Genomic DNA, 25,106 nt, shown 5'->3' with positions numbered 1-25,106 from the left:
ATCGCCTAGCAATTTAAGCAAATTTTAAGAATAGTTTAGGTATATAAAAAGAAAAGAGACTAATAATGCAATGCATTAATAGCCTCTTTTATAAAACTAATTCAAGTTATTAATAACCTTCGTTCTGTACTAAGTTAGGATTAGAAGTAAGTGCCGTTGATGGTATTGGAAATAGAACTCTAAAGGCTTCTGTATTATCCTTAAACGACCACGTACTGGTATAAGTACCGAATCTAATTTGATCCTGGCGTCGTGTAAACTCCATATATAATTCACGTCCTCGCTCATCTAATATATCTTGATCGGTTATGCTAGCCAAGGGAGTTGCTTCCCTTAGTTCACGTAATTCGTTGATCAATCCTATAGCTGATTCGCCTGATGTGCCACCTCTGTGAATAGCTTCAGCCTTCATAAGATGAGCGTCAGCATATCGGAATACGATTAAATTTCCAGGATAAGCACCATCAGAAGGGTGATACTTTAATAACCTTATTCCTGTTCTTTCGTTGTTACCAACAAGTGCTGGAAGTTCTTTGGTAAACGCTAAAGGATTACCCGTTCTATCTGTCAATTCAGAACCATCTAAATCATATTGTTGGTTTATAAGAAAACCGTAGCCGATATAAGAACCATCTTCAAAACCATCTCCATCTTCATCTAAATCACCTGCCTGTGCATTGTTACCAGAAGTAGGCACAAAGCCTCTGCGTTCCTCCTGTCCTGAGTCTGGTACATTAACCTGGGGATCACCTTCAAATAAATCATAAAATTCGGCCAAAGTTGTAAAACCGTTCCAACCTCCTGGCGGCTGTCCTGGTGTACCTTGATTATAATGCAACGTACTCCACATTCTGGCATCTGCACCATAGTTAGTTCTGAAAATTATTTCGGTGTCAGATACATCTACATCTGGCTCAAAAATTTGAAAGAACCCACTTTGAAGGGCGAACCCATCTGCTGAAATTGCATCAACATGGTCTATCACCTGATTCATATCCTCAGTAGCCGGACTTCCTGTACCTAGATAAATATGCTTATTAAGGTACATTTTAGCTAATAAAAAATTAGCTAAAGCTTTAGAAGCTCGATTAGTGTTTGCTCCAGGACCATTTGATGGCAGTTCTGGTAAGGCTTCCTGAAGATCTTTCATTGCAAAATTAAAGGCTTCCGAGCGAGACATCACCATTGGGTTTACATCTGGTCCTTCATTTACACCTCTAAATGGAACCTGTCCGAACAAATCTATGATCCAATACATGCTAAAAGCTCTAAGAACCTTTGCTTCTGCAACTTGGGCTGCACTTGCATCTGAGGTCTCAATAATTTCAGTTAGTGAAAATACACTTGAATTAAAATTATTCCAGGTATTTAAAATGAAGGGATGGGTTGCATCCCAATTATGTTGATGTAGTGTTCTCCATACACCATTATCTCCCCAGTCTGTTCCGCGGGTTGGAATTAATAGTTCATCTGATGTAGCCTCCTGTAAAGCATACAAGTTTTCCTGAGTTTGTAAATGCCCCTGAATAGTGTTATATGCGTTATTTATTGAGCCTTCTACATTACTCACACCGTCGAATCCACCATCAGTAGATTCACGGGTTACCGAATCGGTATCTTCTAGTTCAAGATCGGTACAAGACGCAATACTTAGAACTCCTAAAGTAGCTAGTGTTATCTTTAAAATACTCCTTTTCATAATACTTTTTTAAAATGATGCATTTAAACCAAAAGTCACTGTTGTTGGTCTCGGGTATGCGGTATAATCTATACCTGCCGAAGGAACATTGTTTAGTGCTTTGTTAGTATCTACCTCTGGATCAAGACCTGTATAATCTGTGATTACAAAAAGGTTTTGTCCAGTTAACGATAATCTTAGTGAATTGAATAAACTTTCTTCTTGAATGTCAAAATTATAACCTAAAGTAAGGTTTTGCATTCTTAAGAAATCTCCTTTTTCAAGGAAGCGTGTTGAAACATCGGGTGCGTTAAGATTAGATTCACCATTGCCAATTACACTTTGGGTCACGTTCCTGCCATTTCCAATTGCACCTGCTGTAAAGAAAGCGTTCTCAGTGTTATTATATATGTAGTGGCCAAATTGCCCTGTAAGAAATGCAGATAAATCCCAATTCATATACTCAACACTGGTAGAAATACCAAGGTTAGTCGTTGGTAAGGCGCTTTTTCCTACAAACTCCTGAACATCTCCATTCGGATATATAGACTGTCCAGTTTCATCAAATCCTGCAAACTCTCTCAAATAATAGGAGAATAATGGTTGCCCTCCAACTAAACGTTGCGCAAAAGCTCCTGTTAATCCCTGTCCACTAATTCCACCGGTATCGATAACTCCATCGAAATCTTCAACCATGTTGTCGTTATATGCGATGTTGAAGCCGAAGTTCCAGAATAAATCTTCCTGTTGAATAATATTATAATCAATAGCAAACTCAATTCCTTTATTGATAACATTTGCATCTAGATTCTGGAAAACAAAAGGTTGAGGAGAAGGTTGAGCGGAAAATATCTGAATCAAAAGGTCGGTGGTATTTTTATAATAGAAATCTAAGGAACCACTTAACCTGTCATTCATAAAACCATAATCAAGACCAATGTTGGTTTGACTTGTTTCTTCCCATTGTAAATCTGGATTTGCAAATGAAACCAAAGTAGTACCAGGTGCATCTATACCTCCACCATTGTTGACTCCGAAACCGGCCCATCTCTCACGTTGTTGATACTGGTTATAAGGAATTTCTTGATTACCGGTTACACCATAACCTAATCTAAGCTTTAAAGTAGAAAAAGCTTCGGGAATAAAATCTTCATCACCCATTTGCCAGGCAAAAGCTCCTGATGGGAAATATCCATATTTATTATTTCCGCCAAATCTTGTAGAACCATCAGCTCTTAATGTTGCTGTGAACAAATATTTACCAGCCAGATCATAATTTAACCTGGTAAAGAACGATTGTAATTCATCAGTAGTGTCAAAAGTATCTCCTGCAATAGCACTAGTAGTAATTCCAGAGGGGCCAGCCACATTATCCGTAGTGATTTCTGGAAAGAGTCTATTTACAAAAACGTCATCTCCGGTGTAGCCATATTGTTGATAAGATCCATTTATAGATCCTTCAATGGCATCTCTACCGTCCTGAAGTTCTTCTATCATGGCATCCATATCCCCTGTAGAGAATCCAAAACCGCTAACATTCACACCTGAACGGTTAAAATCCTGAAAAGAATAACCAGCTAGTGCTGTAAACTTGGAATTTTCAAATTCTTTTTCATAGTTAAATGTGATCTCCATTAAACGATTGGTAGTATTAATCTCATTAATATTCCCTCTACCATTTCCTGGGACACCAGAACCTACACCCGCAATATCTCCCGAAATAGCTGACCCACGATATGAATTAGACTCATCATAGCCTAGAGCAACTTTAGCACTGAGTTCCGGTAGAATTTTGTAATCGGCAGATAAATTAATTAAAACTCTATCGGTTTCAGTTTCATCCTGGTAATACTTCAATAAGGCTAGAGGATTTATAAAATCTCCTCCAGGTGTAAACTCAGGATCTGATGGATAAGTAGGATTGGCAAAGTAAGCTGTACCTAATAAATCTCCCTGTGCACCGGCGTTATCAGAAATAGCCGCACGTTCATCATTTACCCTGGCAATTGTTGATTGAAGATTTAATCTCAATTTATCATCAAAAAGTCTATGAGTTAAATTTAGCCTTCCAGTTAATCGCTCCATAGATGTATTTTCTATAATACCATTTTGGTTTGTATAGTTCCCAGATACTCTATAGTTTCCGCCAGTATATGAGTTAGAATAAGACAGGTTATGAATTTGCGAAAATGCTGATCGGGTAATTTCATCTTGCCAGTTTGTATCTCCTCCAAAATCAAGGTCTTCTCTGTTACCACCATAACTTTCAGCAGCATCTAAAAACTCCTCTCTATCTAGAAGATCAAATTCATTAGCTGGAGTTGCAATACCAAGATTAGTACTATAATTTATTCTTCCTTGATCTCCACGACCATCTTTAGTAGTAATAATTACCACACCATTGGCTCCTCTGGAACCATAAATGGCGGTTGCCGAAGCATCTTTAAGAACACTTATACTTTCAATATCTGATGGATTAAGGAAGTTTAATGGGTTTTTCGAGCTCGATTCTCCAAAACCTACATCACCACCTCCTGCAGAAACTTCGTTTCCGGCCAAAGGCACGCCATCTACAACAAATAAGGGATTGTTACCACCTCTAACCGATGTTGTTCCTCGAATACGAATGTTAACACCCGCTCCCGGTTCTCCGCTAGATGCCGTAACCTGTAAACCTGCAGTTTTTCCCTGTATCAATTCTTCAGGTGAAGAAATTACACCTTGATTAAAGTCTTCAGAGGAAACTGTAGATACTGCTCCGGTAGCATCCCGCTTTTCAACATTTCCATAACCAATAACTACAACCTCGCTTAATGCAGCGGCATCTTCTGCCATTGTTGCATCAATTGTTGTTCTTCCGTTTACCGGAATTTCTTGTTGGGCATAGCCTACAAAGCTAAATACCAATACCCCATCTGTTGGAACATTGTTTAAGGAATAGTTCCCGTCAAAATCTGTAACGGTACCATTAGAAGTTCCCTTCACAACAACGTTCACTCCTGGCAGAGGCATTTCCCCATCGGTTACCGTTCCCGTTACTGTTTCCTGTGCCTGGGTAAATCCAAAACAGAAAATAGCACTTAGAAACAAACCAATTTTGAGTAATCCATGTTTCATAAATTTAATTTTACAGTTGATTAATTAAACCATTAAGTTGAAGTCCTAATTTAGTAAAAAATTATGCTAATTATAGAAATCCTTTTAAACGCAAACGTTTTCGTGTTTATAAAAAGCTTAACATTAACTAATAATATTCAGGTTTTTGATATACCAGAATTCCTGTTGTCAAATCCTAATTCAGGCTTAATATACTGAAATTCAGTAATATAAATGCATCAAAAATCTTTCTTAATTTATAAGCCAGGTATTTTTTAGAATTTGTTAATAAATATTTAATTTATGGCTACCTGGAGGTCATTATCGGTAATTTTTTAGGAGAAATTTTGACAGAAATCTCTTCTTTTTCTCCGAGATATTCACCATCAATCTGGAATGCTACCGGTTTTTTACAGAAAACCCTGGCTTCTTTAGCAGGAATTATCTCAACAAATTCAGAGTTCACGTCTGTTTCGTTACGAAGGGTTTTTAGAATCTCCAACGTATCAAAATTTTTAAATAAAAGAATTTCAAAAACCCCATCATCAATTTTTCCTTTAGGATTCACGTTGGCGCCGGTTCCATATTTTTTAGCATTGGCAAATGCTAAAAGAATTCCCTGTTTAGTAAAACTTCTATTTTCGAGTTTCACTTCAAATTCAAAAGGATATTTGCTATACCAGAGGGTTGGAATAGTTTGAAGAAGGTATCCCATTTTTCCTCTAATCCGGGAATGTTCGTAGTTTTTAATCAATTCAGCATTTAGTCCAAGGTCTCCTATGTGTAAACAAAGTTCATCATTGATTTCCAGCATATCCATTTGGGTAATGGAATTGCCAAGGGCAATGCTTATTTGGTCTTTAAGGTTTTTGGGGATTCCCAAATTAAGCGCAAGCCCGTTTGCCGAACCAGCCGGGATGATGGCAATTGGAGTTTTATCATCCATTAATGCTTCGGCAACCAGTTTTATAGTTCCATCGCCACCGGCTATTAAAATGCGATCAAAAGCACATTCATCAACCCGGTTTTGAATTTTTTTGCGATCATTTTCACCCGTTGTTTTGTAAGTAGTTAACTCGGCATTAATCTTTTTTACCTCTGCCTCAACGTTTTGAATGATATTTTCTTTATTAATCCCTCCCGAAATGGGATTTACAATAAGTAAAACCTTCTGTATTTCTTCCATATAGCTTCAAAATGTTCTTAAATTTAATTATTTTGGGATTAGAAAAATTCAATAAAAATCTAAAATTTTGAAATTAGATCTAAAACTTTATCGTGGTTATGTTAATGACCAGGAACTTAATGTATATGGTCATTTGTTTAAATCCTGGGCGCCAGATAAGTATAGGATGGATAGAAGTGGACTTAAACATGCAGTGGCCATTATTCACATGTTCCGCATTAGTCCATTAAAAAACAGGGAGATCACGTTAAAGTTTAAAGACATTGAGGTTACCACTAAGACTTTGGACGACGGCTATTTTAGGTTTTCTATTCCATTTTCTAAAGAATTAAAAAGTGGCTGGCACGAATATGAAGTGAGTTGCAATATTAAAGATTTTGGAATGATAGAAAAGGGAGAATTTTTAAAGCCACACCCTTCTAAATATGGGATCATTTCAGATATTGACGATACTTTTTTAATTTCCCACAGCAATAGCGTCTTTAAAAAGCTATATGTGATGCTTTCTAAAAACATCAATAAGCGTAAGATATTTGAAGATGTAGTTGAACATTATAAACAGCTAAGCAGGGCCGGCCAGGATTCAGAGCATGCTTCAAATAGCTTTTTTTACGTTTCCAGCAGCGAATGGAATTTGTATGAATTTATAAATGAATTTGCTAAGATACACGAATTACCAAAAGCGGTAATAAAACTAAAAAAAATTAAAACTGGAATTTCAGATTTTCTCTTTACCGGCCGTGGAAGCCACGATCATAAATTTGAAAAGATTAAAGATATAATTTCGTTCTACCCAAATATCCCTTATGTACTTATTGGAGACGATTCCCAAAAGGACGCCGATATTTACGAGCGTATCTGCAAGATTTTCCCTAAAAGCTTAAAAGCGATTTATATTAGGCAAACTGGTAAAAAGAAGAAATCTGAAATAACAACAATTTTAAAAAACATTGAAAGTCTTGGCGTTAGCGTTTGTTACTTTAAACATAGCCATAAGGCCATAGAACATTCACGTGAAGAAGGGATTATTTGAGAATTCTGAACCCTATATTCGCTGAAATTTAAGTCGAAGAATATCTTAATCTGAAATCCCATTATTTGAAAGTACAGGACTATATACAATCCCGCGCGCAATTACCTGCCAAGAGCATACAAAATACTATAGCACTTCTAGAGGCCGATGCTACAATTCCTTTTATTTCCCGATATCGAAAAGAAGCTACAGGAAATTTAAATGAAGTTGCTGTAGAAAAGATTTCGCAATTGCTTACAACTTTTAATGAACTTGAAAAGCGAAAGGCTGCGGTTCTTAAATCAATAAAGGAGCAGGATGCATTAACCGATGTTTTAGCTGGAAAAATTGAAAAAGCTACAACTTTAACCGAAGTTGAGGATCTTTATTTACCCTATAAGAAGAAGCGAAAAACAAAAGCCGATACCGCTCGTCAAGTCGGTTTAGAGCCCCTTGCCAAAATTTTAATGGCACAAAACGCTCAAAATATCGAGCAATCAGCCAAACAATTTCTTTCTGAACAAGTAAAGACCAGGGCTGAAGCTTTTACCGGCGCAGGCCATATTATTGCTGAATGGATAAATGAGAACACTTATGTTAGAAATTCGCTAAGGAGATTATATGCTCGTAAGGCCCAACTAAGTACAAAGTGGGTGAAAACTGAGGACGAACATCCTGAGGCCGCAAAATTCGCGCAGTTCGAAAAATGGGAAGAATCACTAAATAGAATTCCATCGCATAGATTTCTGGCTATTCACCGTGCCGAAAAGCTCGGAATTATAAAAGTGAAGATGGAAGTTGATAAAAATGAAGCATTGCAGCTTATTGAAAAATCAGTAATAAAAAATCCGGATTTTTCCGGAATAAAATATCTAAAGGCCTCGATTGAAGATGCCTTTACCAGGTTATTAAAGAAATCTTTTGCTACCGAATTCCTTAGTGAAGCTAAAGAAAAGGCTGATGAAGATGCGATCGCAGTTTTTGCTTCTAACCTGGAGCAACTGTTAATGGAAGCGCCATTGGGCAGCAAACGTATTCTTGCCATAGACCCGGGTTTCAAATCTGGTTGTAAAGTGGTTTGTTTAGACGAGCAGGGAAACTTATTGTATAACGAAGCCATATTTCCACATCCACCGCAACGGAAGACAGATGCGGCTTCAGCAAAGATTAAAAGCCTGGTAAATGCTTATAAGATTCAAGCCATTGCGATAGGAAACGGAACTGCTGCCAGGGAAACGGAGGAATTCATTAAGAAAGTTTATCTGCCAAAAGAAGTTTCGGTTTTTACGGTTAATGAAGCGGGTGCATCTGTATATTCAGCCTCTAAGATAGCAAGGGAAGAATTTCCTAATTATGATGTAACTGTTCGGGGCGCTGTTTCCATAGGAAGAAGATTAAGCGATCCGCTTGCGGAATTGGTGAAAATAGATCCTAAATCTATAGGAGTAGGGCAGTACCAACACGAAGTAGACCAGGTTAAATTAAAAGAAAAGTTAGATGTGGTGGTCATGCGATGTGTAAATAAAATTGGGGTTAATTTAAATACCGCGAGTAAGGAATTACTTTCTTATGTTTCTGGAATAGGGCCGGGATTAGCTCAAAACATTTTAGATTATAGAAAAGAAAATGAACGATTTGGTAGCCGAAAAGAATTATTGAAAGTGCCTAGACTTGGAGCTAAGGCCTTTGAGCAATCTGCCGGGTTTTTAAGAATTAGAAATGCTGACAACCCTTTAGATAATTCTGCTGTGCATCCTGAAAGTTATTTTGTAGTCGAAAAAATGGCTAAAAATAATGGTCTTAAGCCTGAAGCGCTTATTGGGAACAAACAAATTCTGGAGAGAATTAATCCTGAAGATTATATATCGGGAGACCTGGGTTTACCCAGCTTAAAAGATATTCTGGAAGAATTGAAAAAGCCGGGTGCCGATCCCAGGGCGAAGAAAAAGCCTTTTAATTTTGATCCTACTGTAAAAACCATAGGCGATCTTAAACCGGGCATGAAACTACCGGGTATAGTGAACAACATTACCAATTTTGGCTGTTTTGTGGATATAGGAATTAAAGAAAGCGGACTAATACATATCTCTAAACTCGCCAATGAATTTATTAGCGATGTAAATGCCGTGGTAAAGTTAAATCAGGAATTGGAAGTTACCGTACTCTCGGTAGATGAAGAGAAAAAACGTGTTCAGCTTTCTTTAGTAGATTAAAAAAGACCCTGGAATAATTTTAATTTCAGAGTCTTTTAAATCTTTTGCTGAAGAGTATAGATATTTCTTCGTTCTATTCGCTATTTTTTGTTCTACCTAAAAACTCCTGAAGGAAAAACCACTACACTTTCGTGGCCATCTTTTCCTACTGCTGCAACACCAAAAAAGTAATTGTCTATGACAATACCTTCTAGCGTAAATTCATTTACATTTCCTACAAAACGGGAATATTGCCATTGTGCTTCGGTAGTTTCTCTCCAATAAATCTTATAACCGGCAATATCGCCTTCAACTTTGTCCCATCTTAGTTTTGCTGAAGGTTCTACAACTCCACCTATTTCAACATTTTTTGGAGCTGGAGGCGCCCAGGCGAGACTCGCCATGTTTATCGCGTTTACCGCGGTAAGTTTTTCAGCATAATCAAAATTCACAGCTTCTACCACATCGCCATATTCAATACCATCTTCGGTGCGAATATCCTGGTGTTGTCGGTTATAATTTTCGTGAGCTTCCATAATCCTAATTCCTGCAAAACCAAGATCGTTAAACGGACGATGGTGCCCACCACGACCAAACCTATCTAAACGATAAATCATCATCGGGTTCATCTCTGGCATATAGGTTTCAGTAGTTTTATGAACATAGCGAGCAAGCTGACGCGAAATACCGTCTACTTCACCGCCGTAAAACCTGCGCATAGTTCGTTCTCTATCGGTTTCATTTGGTGGAACCGGTTCTGAGAATATTCTGAAAGTACGGTTGTCAATTACGCCGTCTACTCCTTCAATATTTCCGATCATATCATTATTTAAAACTCCAATAATCTCCCAGTTGTTTTCTTTAGCATATTCGGCCAATCCTTTTCCGCCAAACAAACCTTGTTCTTCTCCAGAGAGTCCAACATAGACCATACTGCTTTCAAACTCATATTGAGATAAAACCCTGGCGGCTTCCATAGCACCGGCCATACCGCTGGCATTGTCGTTAGCGCCGGGAGCATCGGTTTTAAAATCCATTGTGTTGCTGGCGCGTGAATCTATATCGCCACTCATAATTATATACCGGTTAGGGTATTTGGTTCCTTTTTGAACAGCTACAACATTCACTACCCAGGCATCGTGCGGAATACGCTCCCCATCTTCTGTAGTTACAAAGTCTTTTTGATAAAAAACATCAAGACAATTATCGCAGTTTTTAGAAAGATAATCGAATTCAGATTTTATCCATCTTCGCGCTGCGCCAATTCCCCGGGTATCAGATACTGTATCGCTAAAGGTATTCCTGGTACCAAAACCTGCAAGTTTGCGTATATCGGCTTCAATACTATCTGCTGAAACCTTATCGATAATTTTATAGATACGCTGATCTGTTTGTGCATTTGTTTGTTGAAAAATTAATCCTGAAAAAAGGAGTAGGGCAAGAGTGGATATATTTTTAATCATATAAAAATGTGGTTTAAGCTTCTAAAATACCCAAAGTTTCTGTGATATCACAAATTATTGCGATTTTGCTAAGGTTCTAAACAAAAAAATCCCGGCAATTATGCCGGGATCTTATATTGTATTCTAATTAAAATTTAGCTTGCTTTCATATTATGAATTTCAGCTTTTGCTTCGTGAGCTTTTTGGTCAGCTTTAGAATTTGAAAGACTGGCTTTAGTTTTGTTTTTCAAGGCATCAACTTTATGACTTAAAGAATCAGAAAATTCATTGAATTTTCCTTTTGTTCCTTCTATAGCTTCATTGCTTGAATCTGAAATCGCCTTCCTTGTATCTTTCCCTTTTTTAGGGGCAAATAATAGTCCTAATGCTGCTCCAGCAGCTGCTCCTGATATTAATCCTAATAACATTTTTCCTGATTTCATCGATCTAAGTTTTTTTAGTTTTGGTTCGTAATATTGTTTAATGTAAAATTAGATGATAATGCAGTGCCTGCCATATTTTTGGAGTTAAGTTATGCATAAACTTTACTGAAAAATGTCAAGGATTTTAACAATTTCAGCTCTTAAGAATTTTCAGCGAAATCCTTTAGAATATCTCTCACTTTAGAAGTGTCTTCTATATAATAGCGGGCACTGGTTTTTTTCATTCCAACTTTAACGGTGAAAGACTCTTCAGGGAGTTCTTCAAACATATATTCATCTGTCCAGTCATCACCAATAGCAAAAATAAAATCGTAATCCTTACCTACCAGTTTTTTATTAGAAGCTTTTCCTTTATTTACTCCGCTACTTTTTATTTCCAGTACTTTATTTCCTTCAAGAACACTAAGTCCGCGGTTGGAGATCAATTCCTTTAAAACATTAGAAAGTTCATTGGCTCTAATTTCCCCAAGTTCTGGATCGGCTTTTCTGTAATGCCAGGCCAGGGAATAATTCTTATCCTCTATAAACGTACCTGGCGTTCTATCAACAAAGGTTTCAATTACCGGCCTTACCGCGCTCATCCAATCGTTATTTACATTTTCAGAAAGTTCCCATTCACTATCTTTTTGGCGCATCCAAACTCCGTGTTCAGAAATAAGTTCTACAGGAATTTCCTGCCACCAGGAACCAAGGGTGTCTTTATCTCTACCGCTAATAAGAACTACATCTGTATTTTCTGATTGATTTAATTTGTGGACTAAATCAATTAATTCCTGGTCTGGTTTTGCTTTTTCGGGTTTATCAGTGAAATTCACCAGAGTTCCATCATAATCAAGAAATAGAATTCTGTTTTTCGCATTTTTAAATTTCTCCAGAATCTCTCCTGAAACTTTTGAGGAAATCCTGGTAGCTTTAAATGCATCACGATCCTGACTTGTATTATGCAGGGCTTTCATGAAATCATTTGCCCATTTTTCTACGCTATAGCGTTTTAATCGCTTCTGAAGCGTTTTATTACGTTGTTGCTGCTCTTCTATCGGCATTTCTATTGCCTGGATCAAAGTTTGTGAAATTTGCTCAAAATTATTCGGATTGATAATTAAGGCTTCATTCATTTCGTGTGCCGCACCGGCCATTTCGCTTAATATGAGCACCCCGGTTTGATTTATTCTTGTGGCTACAAATTCTTTAGCCACCAGGTTCATTCCATCTCTTATTGGTGTTAATAGGGCAATATCACAGCTAGTATAGAGGTCAATTAAATTTTCAAAGGGCATAGAGCGGTAAAAATACCAGATAGGCGTCCAGCTTACCGTAGAGAACTTACCGTTTATTCTACCTACCAGTTCATCTATTTCCCTTTTTAATCGTTGATACTGTGGAACGTTGGATCTTGATGGTACGGCAAGCATCACCAATCTTACTTTTTCAATGAATTCTGGATGGTTATCAAGAAAATATTCAAAAGCACGAATTCGGTTGGCGATTCCTTTAGTATAATCTAAACGGTCTATACTTAAAATAAGTTTTGCTTCAGGCGTTTCATTTGAATGGTGATCCAACCTGCGCTGTAATTCTGTTCGCTGTTCTTCGGTATTTTTAAAATGATTTTGAGCGGCAGCTTCAAACTTGTTGTAATCTATTCCCATAGGAAAAGAGTCTACCTTTACAATCCTTTCCGGCAACGTAATTTCATTGAAATTTACCTGGTGACGCAGGATTCGACTTACAGAACTTAAAAAGTGCCTTTCGTAATCGTAGGTATGAAAACCAATTAGATCGGCACCGAGTACGCCTTCCAAAACTTCATCACGCCAGGGCAATGTTCTAAAAACTTCATACGAAGGAAAGGGGATGTGGTTGAAAAATCCGATAATTGCTTCGGGTTGTTTTTCCCTAATCATATTTGGAACTAAAAGCAATTGATAATCGTGAACCCAAATGTGATCGCCATCTTCATAATGTTTTAGTACCTCATCTGCATATTTTCTATTTACACTTTTATAGGTTTCCCAGTGATCTTTATCGGCTTCGGTATATTCCATAAAATAATGGAAAAGTGGCCAGATGGTACGATTACTAAATCCATAATAAAAGCCATCAATTTCTTCTTCACTAAGATTTACAGCAACACAATCTTCTTTACGGGCTTTTTCTTTAACATCATCTAATAGATTTTCTGGAATTTCTTCTTCAGTAAGTCCGCTCCAACCAATCCAAATACTATCACCATCCTTATGGAATGATTTTAAGCCGGTTGCAAGTCCTCCTACACTAGGCGTGACTTCCAGGTTGCTATCTTCTAAGCTAATTTGTAATGGTAATCGGTTGGAAATTATTATCGTTTTACTCATAATTATATGTGAATGCTGTTGTTGCGAAATTGATTTTTATTAAATTTCCGAAAATCATTTTACACTACAAGTCTTTTTAAAGAATTTTAAGAGTATATGGAGAATTTAGATTACGGAATCATAGGAAATTGTAAGAGTGCTGCTTTAATATCAAAAACCGGTTCACTAGATTGGTGTTGTTTGCCAAATTTTGCTTCATCAGCTGTTTTTGCAAAGCTCCTGGATGAAAAACAAGGCGGAAGTTTTGAGTTTATTGTAGACGATTCCTATAAAATTACCCAGGAATATCTGTGGGAAACCAATATTTTGAATACTGAATTTACTGACGGCGAAAATTCTTTTCAGGTTATAGACTTTATGCCACGTTATCCACGAGAAGACGGATCTTATTACGCACCACCAGATGTGGTTAGATTTATCCGTTTAATTAGTGGTAAGCCTAAATTCAAAATAAAATACGATCCTCGTTTAGATTTTTCTCGTGAGAAAACATACAACGATCATAAAGGAAATTATATTAAAAGCTATACCAAAGAAGGTAAATACGATTCCCTTTTCTTTTACTCCAGTTTAGACCTAAACGATATTTTGGAGCAAAATGAAATCGAATTAACCGGCAACGCTTATTGCCTGGTTGGTTATCACGAAAAGCTTATTACGCAATCTTTAGATCGTTCTTATTTAAAATTTCAGCGCACCAAGACCTATTGGATGAATTGGAGCGCGAAAACTACCCGTTATACCCATTATGAAAATGAAATAATGCGGAGTGCTTTGGTGTTAAAGTGCCTTAGTTATAAAAAATCTGGGGCAGTTTTAGCCGCAGCTACCACTTCGTTGCCCGAAACTATTGGAGAAGAAAGAAACTGGGATTATCGTTTCTGCTGGATTCGAGATGCCTCTATGGTAATTAAAGTAATGGCAGGCCTTGGCCATATAAAATCGGCTAAAGATTTTCTTCAGTTTATTATAGATATTATACCTGACAAGGATGAAAAAATCCAGATTATGTACGGTATTAATGGGGAAAAAGAACTTACCGAACATATTTTAGATCATTTATCTGGTTACAAAGATTCGCATCCGGTAAGAACCGGGAACGCTGCATATATTCAGAAGCAAAATGATATCTACGGAATTTTGATGGAGGTGATCTATCAGCAATTCAATCAATTTGAAACCTCTTTAGAGAATTCTGAAGAACTTTGGACGGTAGTGCGCGGAATAGTGAGTATTGTTGAAGAAAACTGGCAAAAGCCTGATAAGGGAATTTGGGAATTACGTACCGAAGACCGTCACTTTGTATTTTCAAAACTATTATGCTGGGTGGCCATAGACCGTGCAATTAAGATTGGAGAGGTTTTAAGAATGGGTATTAACGATACGCATTGGAAATCTTTACGTGCCGAAATTTACAATGACATTTATAAAAATGGTTGGAATGAAGAAGTACAGGCCTATACTCAATCATACGGTTCTAAAGATTTAGATGCTTCCACTTTGCTGATGGAGCAATATGGATTTATTGAGGCTAAGGACCCAAGGTTTGTGAGCACCGTTCAGGCAACTGAAAGGGAATTGTGCAAAGACGGGCTAATGTATCGTTATAAGAATAAAGATGATTTTGGCGAACCAACATCTTCTTTTACTATTTGTACTTTTTGGTTAATAGACAGTCTTTTTAAAATAGGAGAGAAGAAGAAAGCCAGGAAAATGTTCGATCAATTGCTTTCTTATAGCAATCATTTAGGATTGTTTAGTGAAGATATTGACTTTGAAACCAAGAGATTACTGGGTAATTTTCCGCAGGCATATTCGCATTTAGCCTTAATAGAAACCGCTGCTAATTTTAGTATAGGAACATCTTCTGAAGAAAGCTGGCTTAGCGAATTCTAAGTTTTCGATTCATTGATCGTAACGCGACTTTTAGGGAGACTCTCCGGATAATTCTCTTTGAGAAAATCTATGAGTTTCTCCCTAATAAATACGCGTAGATCAAAAGCGGTAGGGGAATCTTTGGCGCTCACCAAAATCCTTATTTCCATAGACCTATCAGTTGCATCGGTAACCTGTACTACTTTAGCCTGTTTATCCCAAAGTGGAGTAATTTCAAGCAGTCTGTCCAGTTCTTCCCTGATCTTATCTACCGGCACGGTGTAATCTGTATAGAGAAAAACCGTTCCCAAAAGATCGGCAGAATTTTTAGTCCAGTTTTGAAAAGGAGTTTCAATAAAATAAGTAGACGGCACTACGAGTCTCCTTTTGTCCCATACTTTTATTACCACATAAGTGAGCGTAATTTCTTCGATCCAGCCCCATTCGCCTTCAACAATAACGGCATCTTGCAGTCTTATAGGTTGAGTAAAGGCAATTTGAATTCCGGCAAGTAAAGTCCCAATAGCTTTTTGAGCCGAAAATCCTATAATAATTCCTGCAATCCCTGCTGAAGTCAACACACTAACCCCTACAGAACGTATACTTTCAAAACTCATTAAAGCAATGCCTATCGCAAGAATTATAATGATAAAAATGATAATATTTTCCAGGATATTGAACTGAGTATAGATTTTCCTGGCCTTTAAATTATCTGAAGTATTTACATCATACTTTTTCAGCATTCGGTTTTTTAAAATCTTAAGCGTGATAATAATTAACCAGGTGGCGCTGAGGATTAGCCCTAGCGTACTAATGGGTTGAAGAATGTTATAAGTATATTCATATATAAAGATCTTACTTAGCAGCGCTACTTTTAAAATTAGCGCAGCCAGAAAGATTAAAAGTGGAATCCAAACCCTTTGTGCGAAGTTCCCCGGCAAGATGTTTTTTGGATCCTTGCCTATTTTTTTTAGGATATAAAAAGCTATAAAAAAGCTTATAAGAAGTGTAATTACGCCAGCAAGAATATATCTGAACAATAAAGGATCTGAGGTCATAAATTAATTATTTATCCGACTTTTTGATTTTTTTGGAATTAAAATGAGATTCCTTTAATTCTACCCTGGAGCGCGTAAAATAAATACCTTCTTCTAATTCTTTTATATAAGCCACCATTTGCTCTCTTAATCTACAATGAAGATCCCAGGCAATAACTGCTGTACTGGCGCTGCAAATAGCTCGTACTTTTAAAGATTTTTCGGTCATTTCTGTTACCTGAATGATTGGCGGATGTTCTTCGTCCCAATCTTCTGAAGCTTCCAGCAGCTCTTTAAATTTGGCCCTAAGTTTATCTACATCTACCCGGTAATCTACGTAAAGTTCAATTTCATTTAAAGAATGCGGGCTGGTAATAGAGAGGTTTTCGAAGGTATCAGAAATTACAGTTTTTAAGGGAACAATTAATCTCCTAAGATCCCAGGTTCTTACGATCATATAGGTAAAGCGAATATCTTCAACATAACCCCAACGACCTTCAATAAGAACAGTATCACCAATTCTTGCCGGTTTTGTAAGCGCAATTTGAACTCCGGCAATAATATTTCCCAAAGTACTTTGCGCTGCAATACCTAAGATTATTGTAGCCAATCCTGCAGAAGCCAGCATGGAAACCCCGAGTTTTTCCATAGACCTGAATTGAGAAAGGATAATAGAAGTACCAATAATCACCACGGTAAAGGTTAGAATTCTCCGGGCAACCGATAAATACGTAAAAAGTTGACGAGATTCGTGACTGTTTTCTGAAGTAACATCACCAATTTTATGCTCGGCAACATAACGCATGGCAAAATCTAAGATGCGCATAAAAAACCAGGTGCCCGATGCAATTACAATTGCCAGTAAAATAGCATAGATGGTACTTGAGTAAGCACCGGAATAAGAGATAAGTTCGTTGAGACTAATATAGAAAAAAAGCACTCCAGTAGCTAAGGCAGCCGGAACACCCAATTTTTTAGATAAAGCCATAATTATTGGTCTATCAAATGATTGGGCAATTCTTCTAATTAATAGAATAACTACTTTTCCCAGAATGTAAGACACTATTAGAAGCAAAAATGTTAAAACCGGTTTCCATAAAGGAACTGTGCCTATTTTTGCCTGCGACCAGGTAGGCATATACCGGTCTAAGAATGTTGGACCATAAACCTGATATAACTCTTCTGTATTCTCTACGGTATTTGCAGAAATTAACCAAAAAGCTCCATAATCCTGGTATTTTACTCTTTGTAACCTAAAAATTATATCACGGGTTTCAATTTGAGCTTCACCAAAAACCACACTTCTTCTTGGTTTTCCCGCTACCGCCTGGTTGGTAGTGGTTCTTATATCTACCTGGCCATCTGGACGGTCTGATAGCCCATCCCAATTAATCGCCACCCGTTGATCCATCACAAAATATAATTTTTGCGCAACATTAATCGCCTCTTCTTCAGTAATATTATCAGGAAACAAATTGAAGTTTAAAGCATAGGCGGCTTCTTTAAAATTTTTATTCCTACAACTAATCACGAAGTGCTCCAGGGTAGCCTGTGGTGTTTGTAAGTTAAATTTATTAGGCGGTAAGCCTAAAGGATTATTTAACCTTGTGAGCTGGTAATAAGCTACATTATAATCTTTTAAGCTATTTGGAAGATAGTTAGACTGGTTTTGTTCATCTATTTTCTCTTCAGAAGGAAGCGTATTATCAGTACTTATAGAATCTTGTTGAAATGCAAGAACCGAAAGTGGAAGCAAAAATATGCTGAAACTTAAAAATAACAATCTCATTTGGTTGTTCATACCTATTTATTCAAGTCTATTCTAAAATTTTTAATTGGAATAGTTTTAAAATTAAGGAATAAAAAAAGACCGTCTAAATTTGACGGCCTTTTTTAAAATAGATTTATCAGAAATTTAGAAACAATATTTATTTTCTGAAGTAAGTTTTTCAGCAATAGTGTTTCTTAACTCTACCACATTTGGCATTCTGTCGTACTTGGTAAAACGCTTAAGTCCCATTAACATCATACGTTGCTCGTCACCCTCAGCAAAAGAAGCAATTCCCTCTTTGGCTTTCTGGTTTACGGTATCTACGGCGTGGTATAGATATAATTTCGCCATGGCGATTTGCTCTTTTTGAGCATCTTCACCAAAACGTTTTACATTCTTCTCAGCTCTTAAAATTCCAGATTCAGCCATATAAGCTTCGATAAGAATATCTGAAGCAGCAAGAAGCAATTGCTGGTGCTCTTCCAGGTCCTGACCAAATTTTTGAACTGCACTACCGGCTACCATCAAGAAAACCTTTTTCAGTTTTTTGATCATTTCCTTTTCTTCAGCGAACAATTCATTAAAATCTGGCTTGTCCATAGAAGGAATTCCGGTAAGTTCTTCCCCAACAGCTTGTGCCGGTCCTAAAAGATCTACGTGGCCTTTCATCGCTTTTTTAATAAGCATTCCAACGGCTAACATTCTGTTAATCTCGTTGGTGCCTTCGTAAATTCTGGCAATTCTGGCATCTCTCCAGGCAGATTCCATTGGAGTATCGGCAGAGAAGCCCATTCCTCCTAAAACCTGGATACCTTCGTCACTACAATTTTGAACATCCTCAGAACAAGCTACTTTCAAAATAGAACATTCTATCGCGTATTCTTCAAAAGTCTTTAATTCAGCATCAGAATGCGATTCTCCAGCCTCTAAACGAAGATTAATTCGATCGTCAATGTTTTTTGCAGCTCGATAACAAGCGGCTTCTCCAACATAAGCTGAAGTAGCCATCTCAGCAAGTTTAGATTTTATAGCTCCAAACTTTGCAATCGGTGTTTTAAACTGAACTCTGTCATTCGCGTATTTGACCGCTACATCGGTTACTCGACGTTGTGCTTCTAAAGATGCTGCAGCCAGTTTAATACGGCCTACGTTTAGCGCATTCATAGCGATCTTAAATCCGTTTCCTCTTTCTGAAAGCATATTTTCAGTAGAAACTACAGTATCATTAAAAAATACCTGGCGGGTAGAAGAAGCGTGGATCCCCAGCTTTTTCTCTTCTTCACCAAAAGTAATCCCGTTTGGATTCTCTTTATCGTATTCCACGATAAATCCGGTGATATTTTTATCATCCTGGATACGGGCAAAAACGATAAAAACACTTGCAAATCCCGCATTGGAGATCCACATCTTTTGTCCGTTTATTTTATAACTTTTTCCGTCTTCGGTAAGTTCAGCTTTTGTTTTCCCTGAATTTGCATCACTTCCGGCTCCCGGTTCGGTAAGGCAATAAGCGCCGAACCATTCTCCTGTTGCTAACTTCGGAATATACTTTTTACGTTGCTCTTCATTTCCATAAAGCAAGATTGGTAATGTTCCAATTCCAGTATGTGCACCAAAAGCGGTTGCAATAGAGCCAGAAGCTCCTGAGATATAATCACAAACCAACATTGTTGACACAAACCCCATTCCAAGTCCGTCGTACTTTTCAGGAACTGCTACGCCAAGAAAACCAAGTTCTCCAGCTTTGGTCATTACCTCTTCGGTAAGCGCGTAGTTTTTCTTTTCAAATTCTTCTTTCTTCGGCCAAACTTCACGATCTACAAATTCTTTAACCGAATCACGCATCATTTTTTGCTCCTCATTAAAATCTTCAGGAGTAAATACATCTTCCGCTTTGATTTCCTTAACAAGGAATTGCCCACCGCGTAGAAGTTCTTTTTTATTTTCTGTTGTTTCCATTCTATTATTTTGAATTATGAATTATAAAATTTAAATGATTTACCTAGCTTTTATAATTCAGTGTTATTAATGTTTTTTTGAGCTGTAATGATAATTTTAGTTATGATGTTTATTATATGTGTGATTTCATTTAAATGATTTGAAACTTCAATTTTTGTTATTTCTGAATCTTCTAAAAGTCTTAGCCAGTATTTTGTCTCTCTGGCTTCCTTGGAAGCGATTGACATTTTACTTACAAAATCTCGCTTTGATTGTGCCGCAGTTGCTTCTTCTACATTAGCGCCAATACTTGTCGCAGATTTTAATAATTGTTTTGAAATTATAAACTCTCGTTCCTGTTGAAGTTTTTTGAAAAGTGAGATGATATCAAGTGAAAACTTAAAGGTTTTGTCTACTATAATATTCTCACTTTTCAACTTAATTCATTTAAAATTCAACATTTAAAATACTTCATAGATCCCAGCAGCTCCTTGTCCGGTTCCTACACACATGGTTACCATGGCGTATTTATCTTTTAAATTGCGTTTACGCATTTCATCAAAGATTTGCACCGAAAGTTTTGCTCCAGTACAGCCCAGCGGGTGCCCCATTGAAATAGCACCTCCATTTGGATTTAAGGTTTCGGGATTTAAGCCAAGTTCTCTGATCACCGCAAGAGATTGTGAAGCAAAGGCTTCGTTAAGTTCTATAAGTTGCATATCATCCTGCTTTAACCCAGCTTGTTTTAAAGCTTTTGGAATTGCGTGAACTGGTCCTATACCCATAATTTTAGGATCTATACCTACCGGTGCGTAGCTTACCATTCTGGCGATTGGTTCAAGATTAAATTCTTTTACCATTTCTTCACTCATCACCATTACAAAGGCAGCACCATCACTCATTTGTGATGAGTTCCCCGCAGTTACGCTCCCGCCTTCGGCAAACACAGGTCTTAGTTTTCCTAATACTTCCTTAGAAGTATCGGCACGTGGACCTTCATCTTTGTTCACAGTATAGGTTTTAGTTTGTTTCTTACCGTCTTTATTCACAAATGTTTCTTCAACATCTATTGGCGCGATCTGGTCCTGAAAACGGTCTTCCTTTTGCGCTTTTAGAGCTTTTTGATGAGAATTGAAAGCAAATTCATCCTGATCTTCACGTGAAACTTTGTACTTCTCAGCTACGGCTTCTGCTGTAAGACCCATTCCCCAGTAATAGTCTTCATGGCCTTCTTTGGCTGCATTGTAATTAGGAACCGGTTTGTAACCGCCCATTGGGATATAGCTCATACTTTCTGCTCCACCCGCAATAATGCAATCGGCCATTCCACTTTGGATTTTTGCTGAAGCAATCGCAATGGTTTCTAGTCCTGAAGCGCAATAACGGTTAACCGTCATCCCGGGAACCTTATCGGTGTCTAAACTCATTAATGAGATTAAACGTCCCACGTTAAGGCCTTGCTCTGCTTCTGGCATCGCATTCCCTACAATTACATCATCGATCCTGGTTTTATCAAAATCGGGTAATTGCTTCATCATATATTCTATGGTTTCGGCAGCCAGATCATCTGGACGCTTAAACCTGAACACACCACGGGGAGCTTTCCCCACAGCCGTTCTGTATGCTTTTACTATGTATGCTGTCTTATTCATTGTATATTGTATTTTGTATAATGTATATTGAAATTATCTAGTTATAATGTTGATTGTAATTTGATAATCATATTCTGAATATGATGAATTTCATTTTCTAGAATTTTAAAATCATCTGAATTCATAAAATTTAAATTTTTTGCAATTATCAACTGCGTTTCTAATTCGAATGCCGATCCAAGAGATATTCCCAAGAAGTTAACAAAATCCTTATTAGTTTTTCTGCCGCAACCTTCTGCTATGTTTGAAGGAATTGAAACTGCAGATCTTCTAATCTGAGAAGTCAATCCGTAAAGCTCTTCTTTTGGAAACTCCTGACTTTTTGTATAAATCTCAGTGACCAAATCGATAGCTTTTTGCCAAACTTTTAACTCTTTAAAATAATTCATAGCATCTTTGGATTACAGTATACAATCTACATTATACACTATACTATTTAGTTACGAAGCGGTTTCCCTTTCTTCAACATATGCTGAAGTCTTTCCAGGGTTTTGCGTTCTCCTGTTAGGGAAAGGAAAGCTTCTCTTTCCAGATCTAACAAGTATTGTTCGCTTACCATTTGTGGTTCAGATAGATCACCACCGGCCATCACATAGGCTAGTTTATTAGCTATCTTTTTATCGTGGTCACTAATATATTTACCGGCATTCATTTGATCGGTTCCTACTAAGAAAGCTCCTAAAGCTTGTTTTCCAAGAACTTTAATATCTTTTCGAGCAATTGGTTTGGTATATCCATTCTCAGCCATCAATAAAGCGTGTTTCTTAGCGATAGTGAGTTGTCTTTCCTGATTTACCACTACGATATCTTTTCCTTTTTGAAGAAGATTTAAATCAAATGCTTCGTGTGCAGAGGTAGATACTTTTGCCATTCCAATAGTTAAGAAATGCTCTCTTAATCTATTTAATTCTACATCGTCTTTTTCAAAAGTATCAGCAGCGCGAAGGGTCATTTCTTTAGAACCACCGCCGCCAGGAATTACCCCAACGCCAAATTCAACAAGACCCATATAAGTTTCGGCTGCGGCCACAACTTTATCGGCGTGAAGTGAAAGTTCACATCCACCACCTAAAGTCATCGAGTGAGGTGCAGCTACAGTTGGGATAGAAGAGTAGCGCATGCGCATCATCGTATCCTGGAAATATTTAATCGCCATATTAAGCTCTTCATATTCCTGCTCTACGGCCATCATAAAGATCATCCCAATGTTTGCACCTACAGAAAAGTTCTTTCCGTTATTCGCAATTACTAATCCTTGGTAATCTTTTTCAGCCATATCTATGGCTTTATTGATGCCGTCTAGAACATCACCACCAATGGCATTCATTTTACTTCGGAATTCTACATTCAATATTCCATCGCCAAGATCTTCAACCACAACCCCGCTGTTGCTGAAAACTTCTTTTGATTCACGAATATTATCTAAAATGATAAACGCATCCTGACCAGGAATTTTCGTGTAGTCTTTTTTCTGAATATCGTAATAATAGGTGTTGCCTTCTTTTACTGTGTAAAAAGAATCTTTACCATTTTCCAACATCTCGTTCACCCAGGCCGCCGGTTCTTTACCTTCGGCTTTCATCATTTCAACACCTTTCTTTACTCCAAGGGCATCCCACATTTGAAATGGGCCGTGCTCCCAACCAAATCCGGCTTTTACACCATCATCGATTTTATAAAGTTCGTCTGAAATTTCTGGAATTCTATTAGAAACATAAGCGAATAAAGCTGCAAAGTTCTTACGGTAAAATTCACCGGCTTTCCCTTTATCACCTACTAGAACTTCGTAACGGTCTTCAAGTTTATCTATAGTTTTAGTTTGTTCCAGCACATCGAATTTCGCGCTTTTTCTATCCCGATATTCCATTTTATCTAAGTCTAAAGACTTGATCTCACTGGAGCCATCTTCTTTCTTTACTTTTTTGTAAAATCCGGTATTATTGGTTTTGCTCCCCAACCATTCGTTATCCATCATCGTCTGGATAAAATCTGGTAGTGCAAAAAGTTCGTTGGTTTCATCGTTTGGAACACCTTTATGAAGCCCGTTGGCTACGTGTACCAAAGTATCTAAACCAACGACATCTACAGTACGGAAAGTCGCCGATTTCTGGCGACCAATTACCGGCCCGGTAAGTTTGTCTACTTCCTCAATGGTCATATCCATATCTTTAACCATATGGAAAAGGCTCATAATGCTGAAAATACCAATTCTGTTTCCAATAAAAGCCGGAGTGTCTTTCGCTAATACCGATTTCTTACCAAGGTATTTTTCGCCATATTCGTTAAGAAACTCAAGAACTTCCGGTTTCGTGTCTGGTCCCGGGATAATTTCAAATAATTTCAGGTAACGCGGTGGGTTAAAGAAGTGTGTTCCGCAGAAATGTTGCTGAAAATCTTCGCTTCGTCCTTCATTCATTTGCTGAATAGGAATTCCCGAAGTATTTGAAGTTATAAGTGTTCCTTTTTTGCGATGTTTTTCCAGTTTTTCAAACACCTGTTGCTTAATATCGAGGCGTTCTACTACTACTTCAATAATCCAATCGGCTTCAGAAACTTTAGAAATATCATCTTCCATATTTCCGGTTTCTATGCGATTGGCAAAATCTTTATGGTAAATAGGAGAGGGCTTAGATTTTAAAGAAGCTTGCAAAGATTCGTTTACCAGGCGGTCTCTTACTTGTTTGTCTTCTAAAGTGAGACCTTTTTTCTTTTCTTTCTCGTTGAGTTCCCGCGGGACAATATCCAGCAAGAGAACCTCTACGCCAATATTGGCGAAGTGGCAGGCAATACCGCTCCCCATAATTCCGGAGCCGATTACTGCTACTTTGTTAATTCTTCTCTTCATAATTGTTATCTGGTTTTACTATAAGGTTTTCGATTCTAAATAAAACTTTCCCGATTTGGAAATCAGTAAGGTCTATTACTTATTATTTTAATTTAATCTCTTCTTTGTAAATTTTCTTTTCTGAAATAAGATTCAGGATTGTGTTGGCCACTTCTATAAAGGTTTTTAGATCTTCTTCTGAAACATTTTCCTTTACAGCATCATCAAAGCGCAAAACCACTTTTTTAGAATACTCACGCATTTCTCTTCCAAAATCGGTTAAGTAAATAAGGACGCTTCGGCCATCTTTCGGATTTTTCTTTCGAAGAATTAATCCTTTGTCTTCCATCGTTTTAAGGATTCTTGATAGGCTTGTAGCTTCCATTCCCATTTTGGGGCCAAGGGAGGTAGAAGGAGTTCCATTTTCAGGATCTATACTTAATAGCGCAAAACCGGTAGACATGGTGCTTCCAGCCTTACCAGCTTCTTCATTATACATTTTGGAGACCGCCATCCAGGTGGCCCTTAATACATAATCAATTGTTTTTTCCTTCATTCTTGAATGTTGATTCTCAAAGTTAAGAAAAATATATTATGCACGCATAA

The 25,106-nt window shown here is 37.4% G+C and carries 17 protein-coding genes; 3 read left to right on the top strand and 14 right to left on the bottom strand.

Going from position 1 to position 25,106, the window contains the following annotated elements; all coding sequences use genetic code 11:
• Window positions 1-109: 109 nt before the first annotated feature.
• The 3 genes from APB85_RS16500 to APB85_RS16490 all read right to left on the bottom strand — a co-directional run bounded on the left by APB85_RS16500 (window position 110) and on the right by APB85_RS16490 (window position 5,960).
• Window positions 110-1,699 (bottom strand): RagB/SusD family nutrient uptake outer membrane protein, encoded by a 1,590-nt coding sequence (locus tag APB85_RS16500; RefSeq protein ID WP_057480741.1) that lies wholly within the window; start codon window positions 1,697-1,699, stop codon window positions 110-112.
• 9 nt (window positions 1,700-1,708) lie between these two features.
• Entirely contained in the window at window positions 1,709-4,795 is a 3,087-nt protein-coding gene (locus APB85_RS16495; protein WP_057480742.1) for a SusC/RagA family TonB-linked outer membrane protein, read from the bottom strand.
• 286 nt (window positions 4,796-5,081) lie between these two features.
• The gene (locus APB85_RS16490) at window positions 5,082-5,960 is read right to left on the bottom strand and encodes a diacylglycerol/lipid kinase family protein (protein WP_057480743.1); all 879 of its coding nucleotides are present in this window, start codon (window positions 5,958-5,960) and stop codon (window positions 5,082-5,084) included.
• Window positions 5,961-6,027: 67 nt separating this feature from the next.
• Here APB85_RS16490 and APB85_RS16485 point away from each other — a divergent pair, with 67 nt between their 5' ends.
• Window positions 6,028-6,993 carry an App1 family protein gene (locus APB85_RS16485; protein ID WP_057480744.1) on the top strand — a complete coding sequence of 322 codons (966 nt, stop codon included), beginning with the start codon at window positions 6,028-6,030 and terminating at the stop codon, window positions 6,991-6,993.
• A gap of 65 nt (window positions 6,994-7,058) precedes the next feature.
• Window positions 7,059-9,185 carry a Tex family protein gene (locus APB85_RS16480; RefSeq protein ID WP_057480745.1) on the top strand — a complete coding sequence of 709 codons (2,127 nt, stop codon included), beginning with the start codon at window positions 7,059-7,061 and terminating at the stop codon, window positions 9,183-9,185.
• 92 nt (window positions 9,186-9,277) lie between these two features.
• On the opposite strand, the gene APB85_RS16475 is transcribed toward APB85_RS16480, so the two are convergent.
• The 3 genes from APB85_RS16475 to APB85_RS16465 form a co-directional block, all read right to left on the bottom strand.
• The gene (locus tag APB85_RS16475) at window positions 9,278-10,627 is read right to left on the bottom strand and encodes a M28 family metallopeptidase (RefSeq protein ID WP_057480746.1); all 1,350 of its coding nucleotides are present in this window, start codon (window positions 10,625-10,627) and stop codon (window positions 9,278-9,280) included.
• A gap of 134 nt (window positions 10,628-10,761) precedes the next feature.
• A complete protein-coding gene (locus tag APB85_RS16470) occupies window positions 10,762-11,049 on the bottom strand; it encodes a YtxH domain-containing protein (protein ID WP_057480747.1) in 288 nt (95 codons plus the stop codon).
• Between the two features lie 140 nt (window positions 11,050-11,189).
• Complete coding sequence (locus APB85_RS16465) at window positions 11,190-13,403, bottom strand: bifunctional alpha,alpha-trehalose-phosphate synthase (UDP-forming)/trehalose-phosphatase (RefSeq protein ID WP_057480748.1); 2,214 nt, start codon at window positions 13,401-13,403, stop codon at window positions 11,190-11,192.
• A gap of 96 nt (window positions 13,404-13,499) precedes the next feature.
• Here APB85_RS16465 and APB85_RS16460 point away from each other — a divergent pair, with 96 nt between their 5' ends.
• On the top strand, window positions 13,500-15,299 hold the full coding sequence (locus APB85_RS16460; protein ID WP_057480749.1) for a glycoside hydrolase family 15 protein: 1,800 nt from the start codon (window positions 13,500-13,502) through the stop codon (window positions 15,297-15,299).
• Here the strand turns inward: APB85_RS16460 and APB85_RS16455 are convergent.
• From APB85_RS16455 to APB85_RS16420, 8 genes are all read right to left on the bottom strand, one after another.
• Window positions 15,296-16,336 (bottom strand): mechanosensitive ion channel family protein, encoded by a 1,041-nt coding sequence (locus APB85_RS16455; RefSeq protein WP_057480750.1) that lies wholly within the window; start codon window positions 16,334-16,336, stop codon window positions 15,296-15,298. The two genes, APB85_RS16460 and APB85_RS16455, sit on opposite strands and share 4 nt — an antisense overlap.
• A 7-nt stretch (window positions 16,337-16,343) precedes the next feature.
• Window positions 16,344-18,116, bottom strand: a complete 1,773-nt coding sequence (locus APB85_RS16450) for a mechanosensitive ion channel family protein (protein WP_057480751.1) — start codon at window positions 18,114-18,116, stop codon at window positions 16,344-16,346.
• Between the two features lie 114 nt (window positions 18,117-18,230).
• Window positions 18,231-20,045, bottom strand: coding sequence for an acyl-CoA dehydrogenase family protein (locus APB85_RS16445; RefSeq protein ID WP_057480752.1), 1,815 nt, complete (start codon window positions 20,043-20,045; stop codon window positions 18,231-18,233).
• A gap of 50 nt (window positions 20,046-20,095) precedes the next feature.
• Window positions 20,096-20,461, bottom strand: coding sequence for a four helix bundle protein (locus tag APB85_RS16440; RefSeq protein ID WP_057480753.1), 366 nt, complete (start codon window positions 20,459-20,461; stop codon window positions 20,096-20,098).
• A 24-nt stretch (window positions 20,462-20,485) separates the two neighbouring features.
• Window positions 20,486-21,676: an acetyl-CoA C-acyltransferase gene (locus tag APB85_RS16435; protein WP_057480754.1), complete on the bottom strand. Its 1,191-nt coding sequence runs from the start codon at window positions 21,674-21,676 to the stop codon at window positions 20,486-20,488.
• A 41-nt stretch (window positions 21,677-21,717) separates the two neighbouring features.
• Complete coding sequence (locus APB85_RS16430) at window positions 21,718-22,065, bottom strand: four helix bundle protein (protein ID WP_057480755.1); 348 nt, start codon at window positions 22,063-22,065, stop codon at window positions 21,718-21,720.
• 47 nt (window positions 22,066-22,112) lie between these two features.
• The gene (locus APB85_RS16425; protein WP_057480756.1) at window positions 22,113-24,521 is read right to left on the bottom strand and encodes a 3-hydroxyacyl-CoA dehydrogenase/enoyl-CoA hydratase family protein; all 2,409 of its coding nucleotides are present in this window, start codon (window positions 24,519-24,521) and stop codon (window positions 22,113-22,115) included.
• An 82-nt stretch (window positions 24,522-24,603) separates the two neighbouring features.
• A complete protein-coding gene (locus tag APB85_RS16420) occupies window positions 24,604-25,056 on the bottom strand; it encodes a MarR family winged helix-turn-helix transcriptional regulator (RefSeq protein WP_057480757.1) in 453 nt (150 codons plus the stop codon).
• Window positions 25,057-25,106: the final 50 nt, after the last annotated feature.

The sequence above is a fragment of the Salegentibacter mishustinae genome (genome assembly GCF_002900095.1).
GTDB classification, from domain to species: Bacteria; Bacteroidota; Bacteroidia; order Flavobacteriales; family Flavobacteriaceae; genus Salegentibacter; species Salegentibacter mishustinae.
The sequence above is the reverse complement of the archived record's forward strand: the minus strand, read 5'-3'. Positions and strand labels throughout refer to the sequence as shown.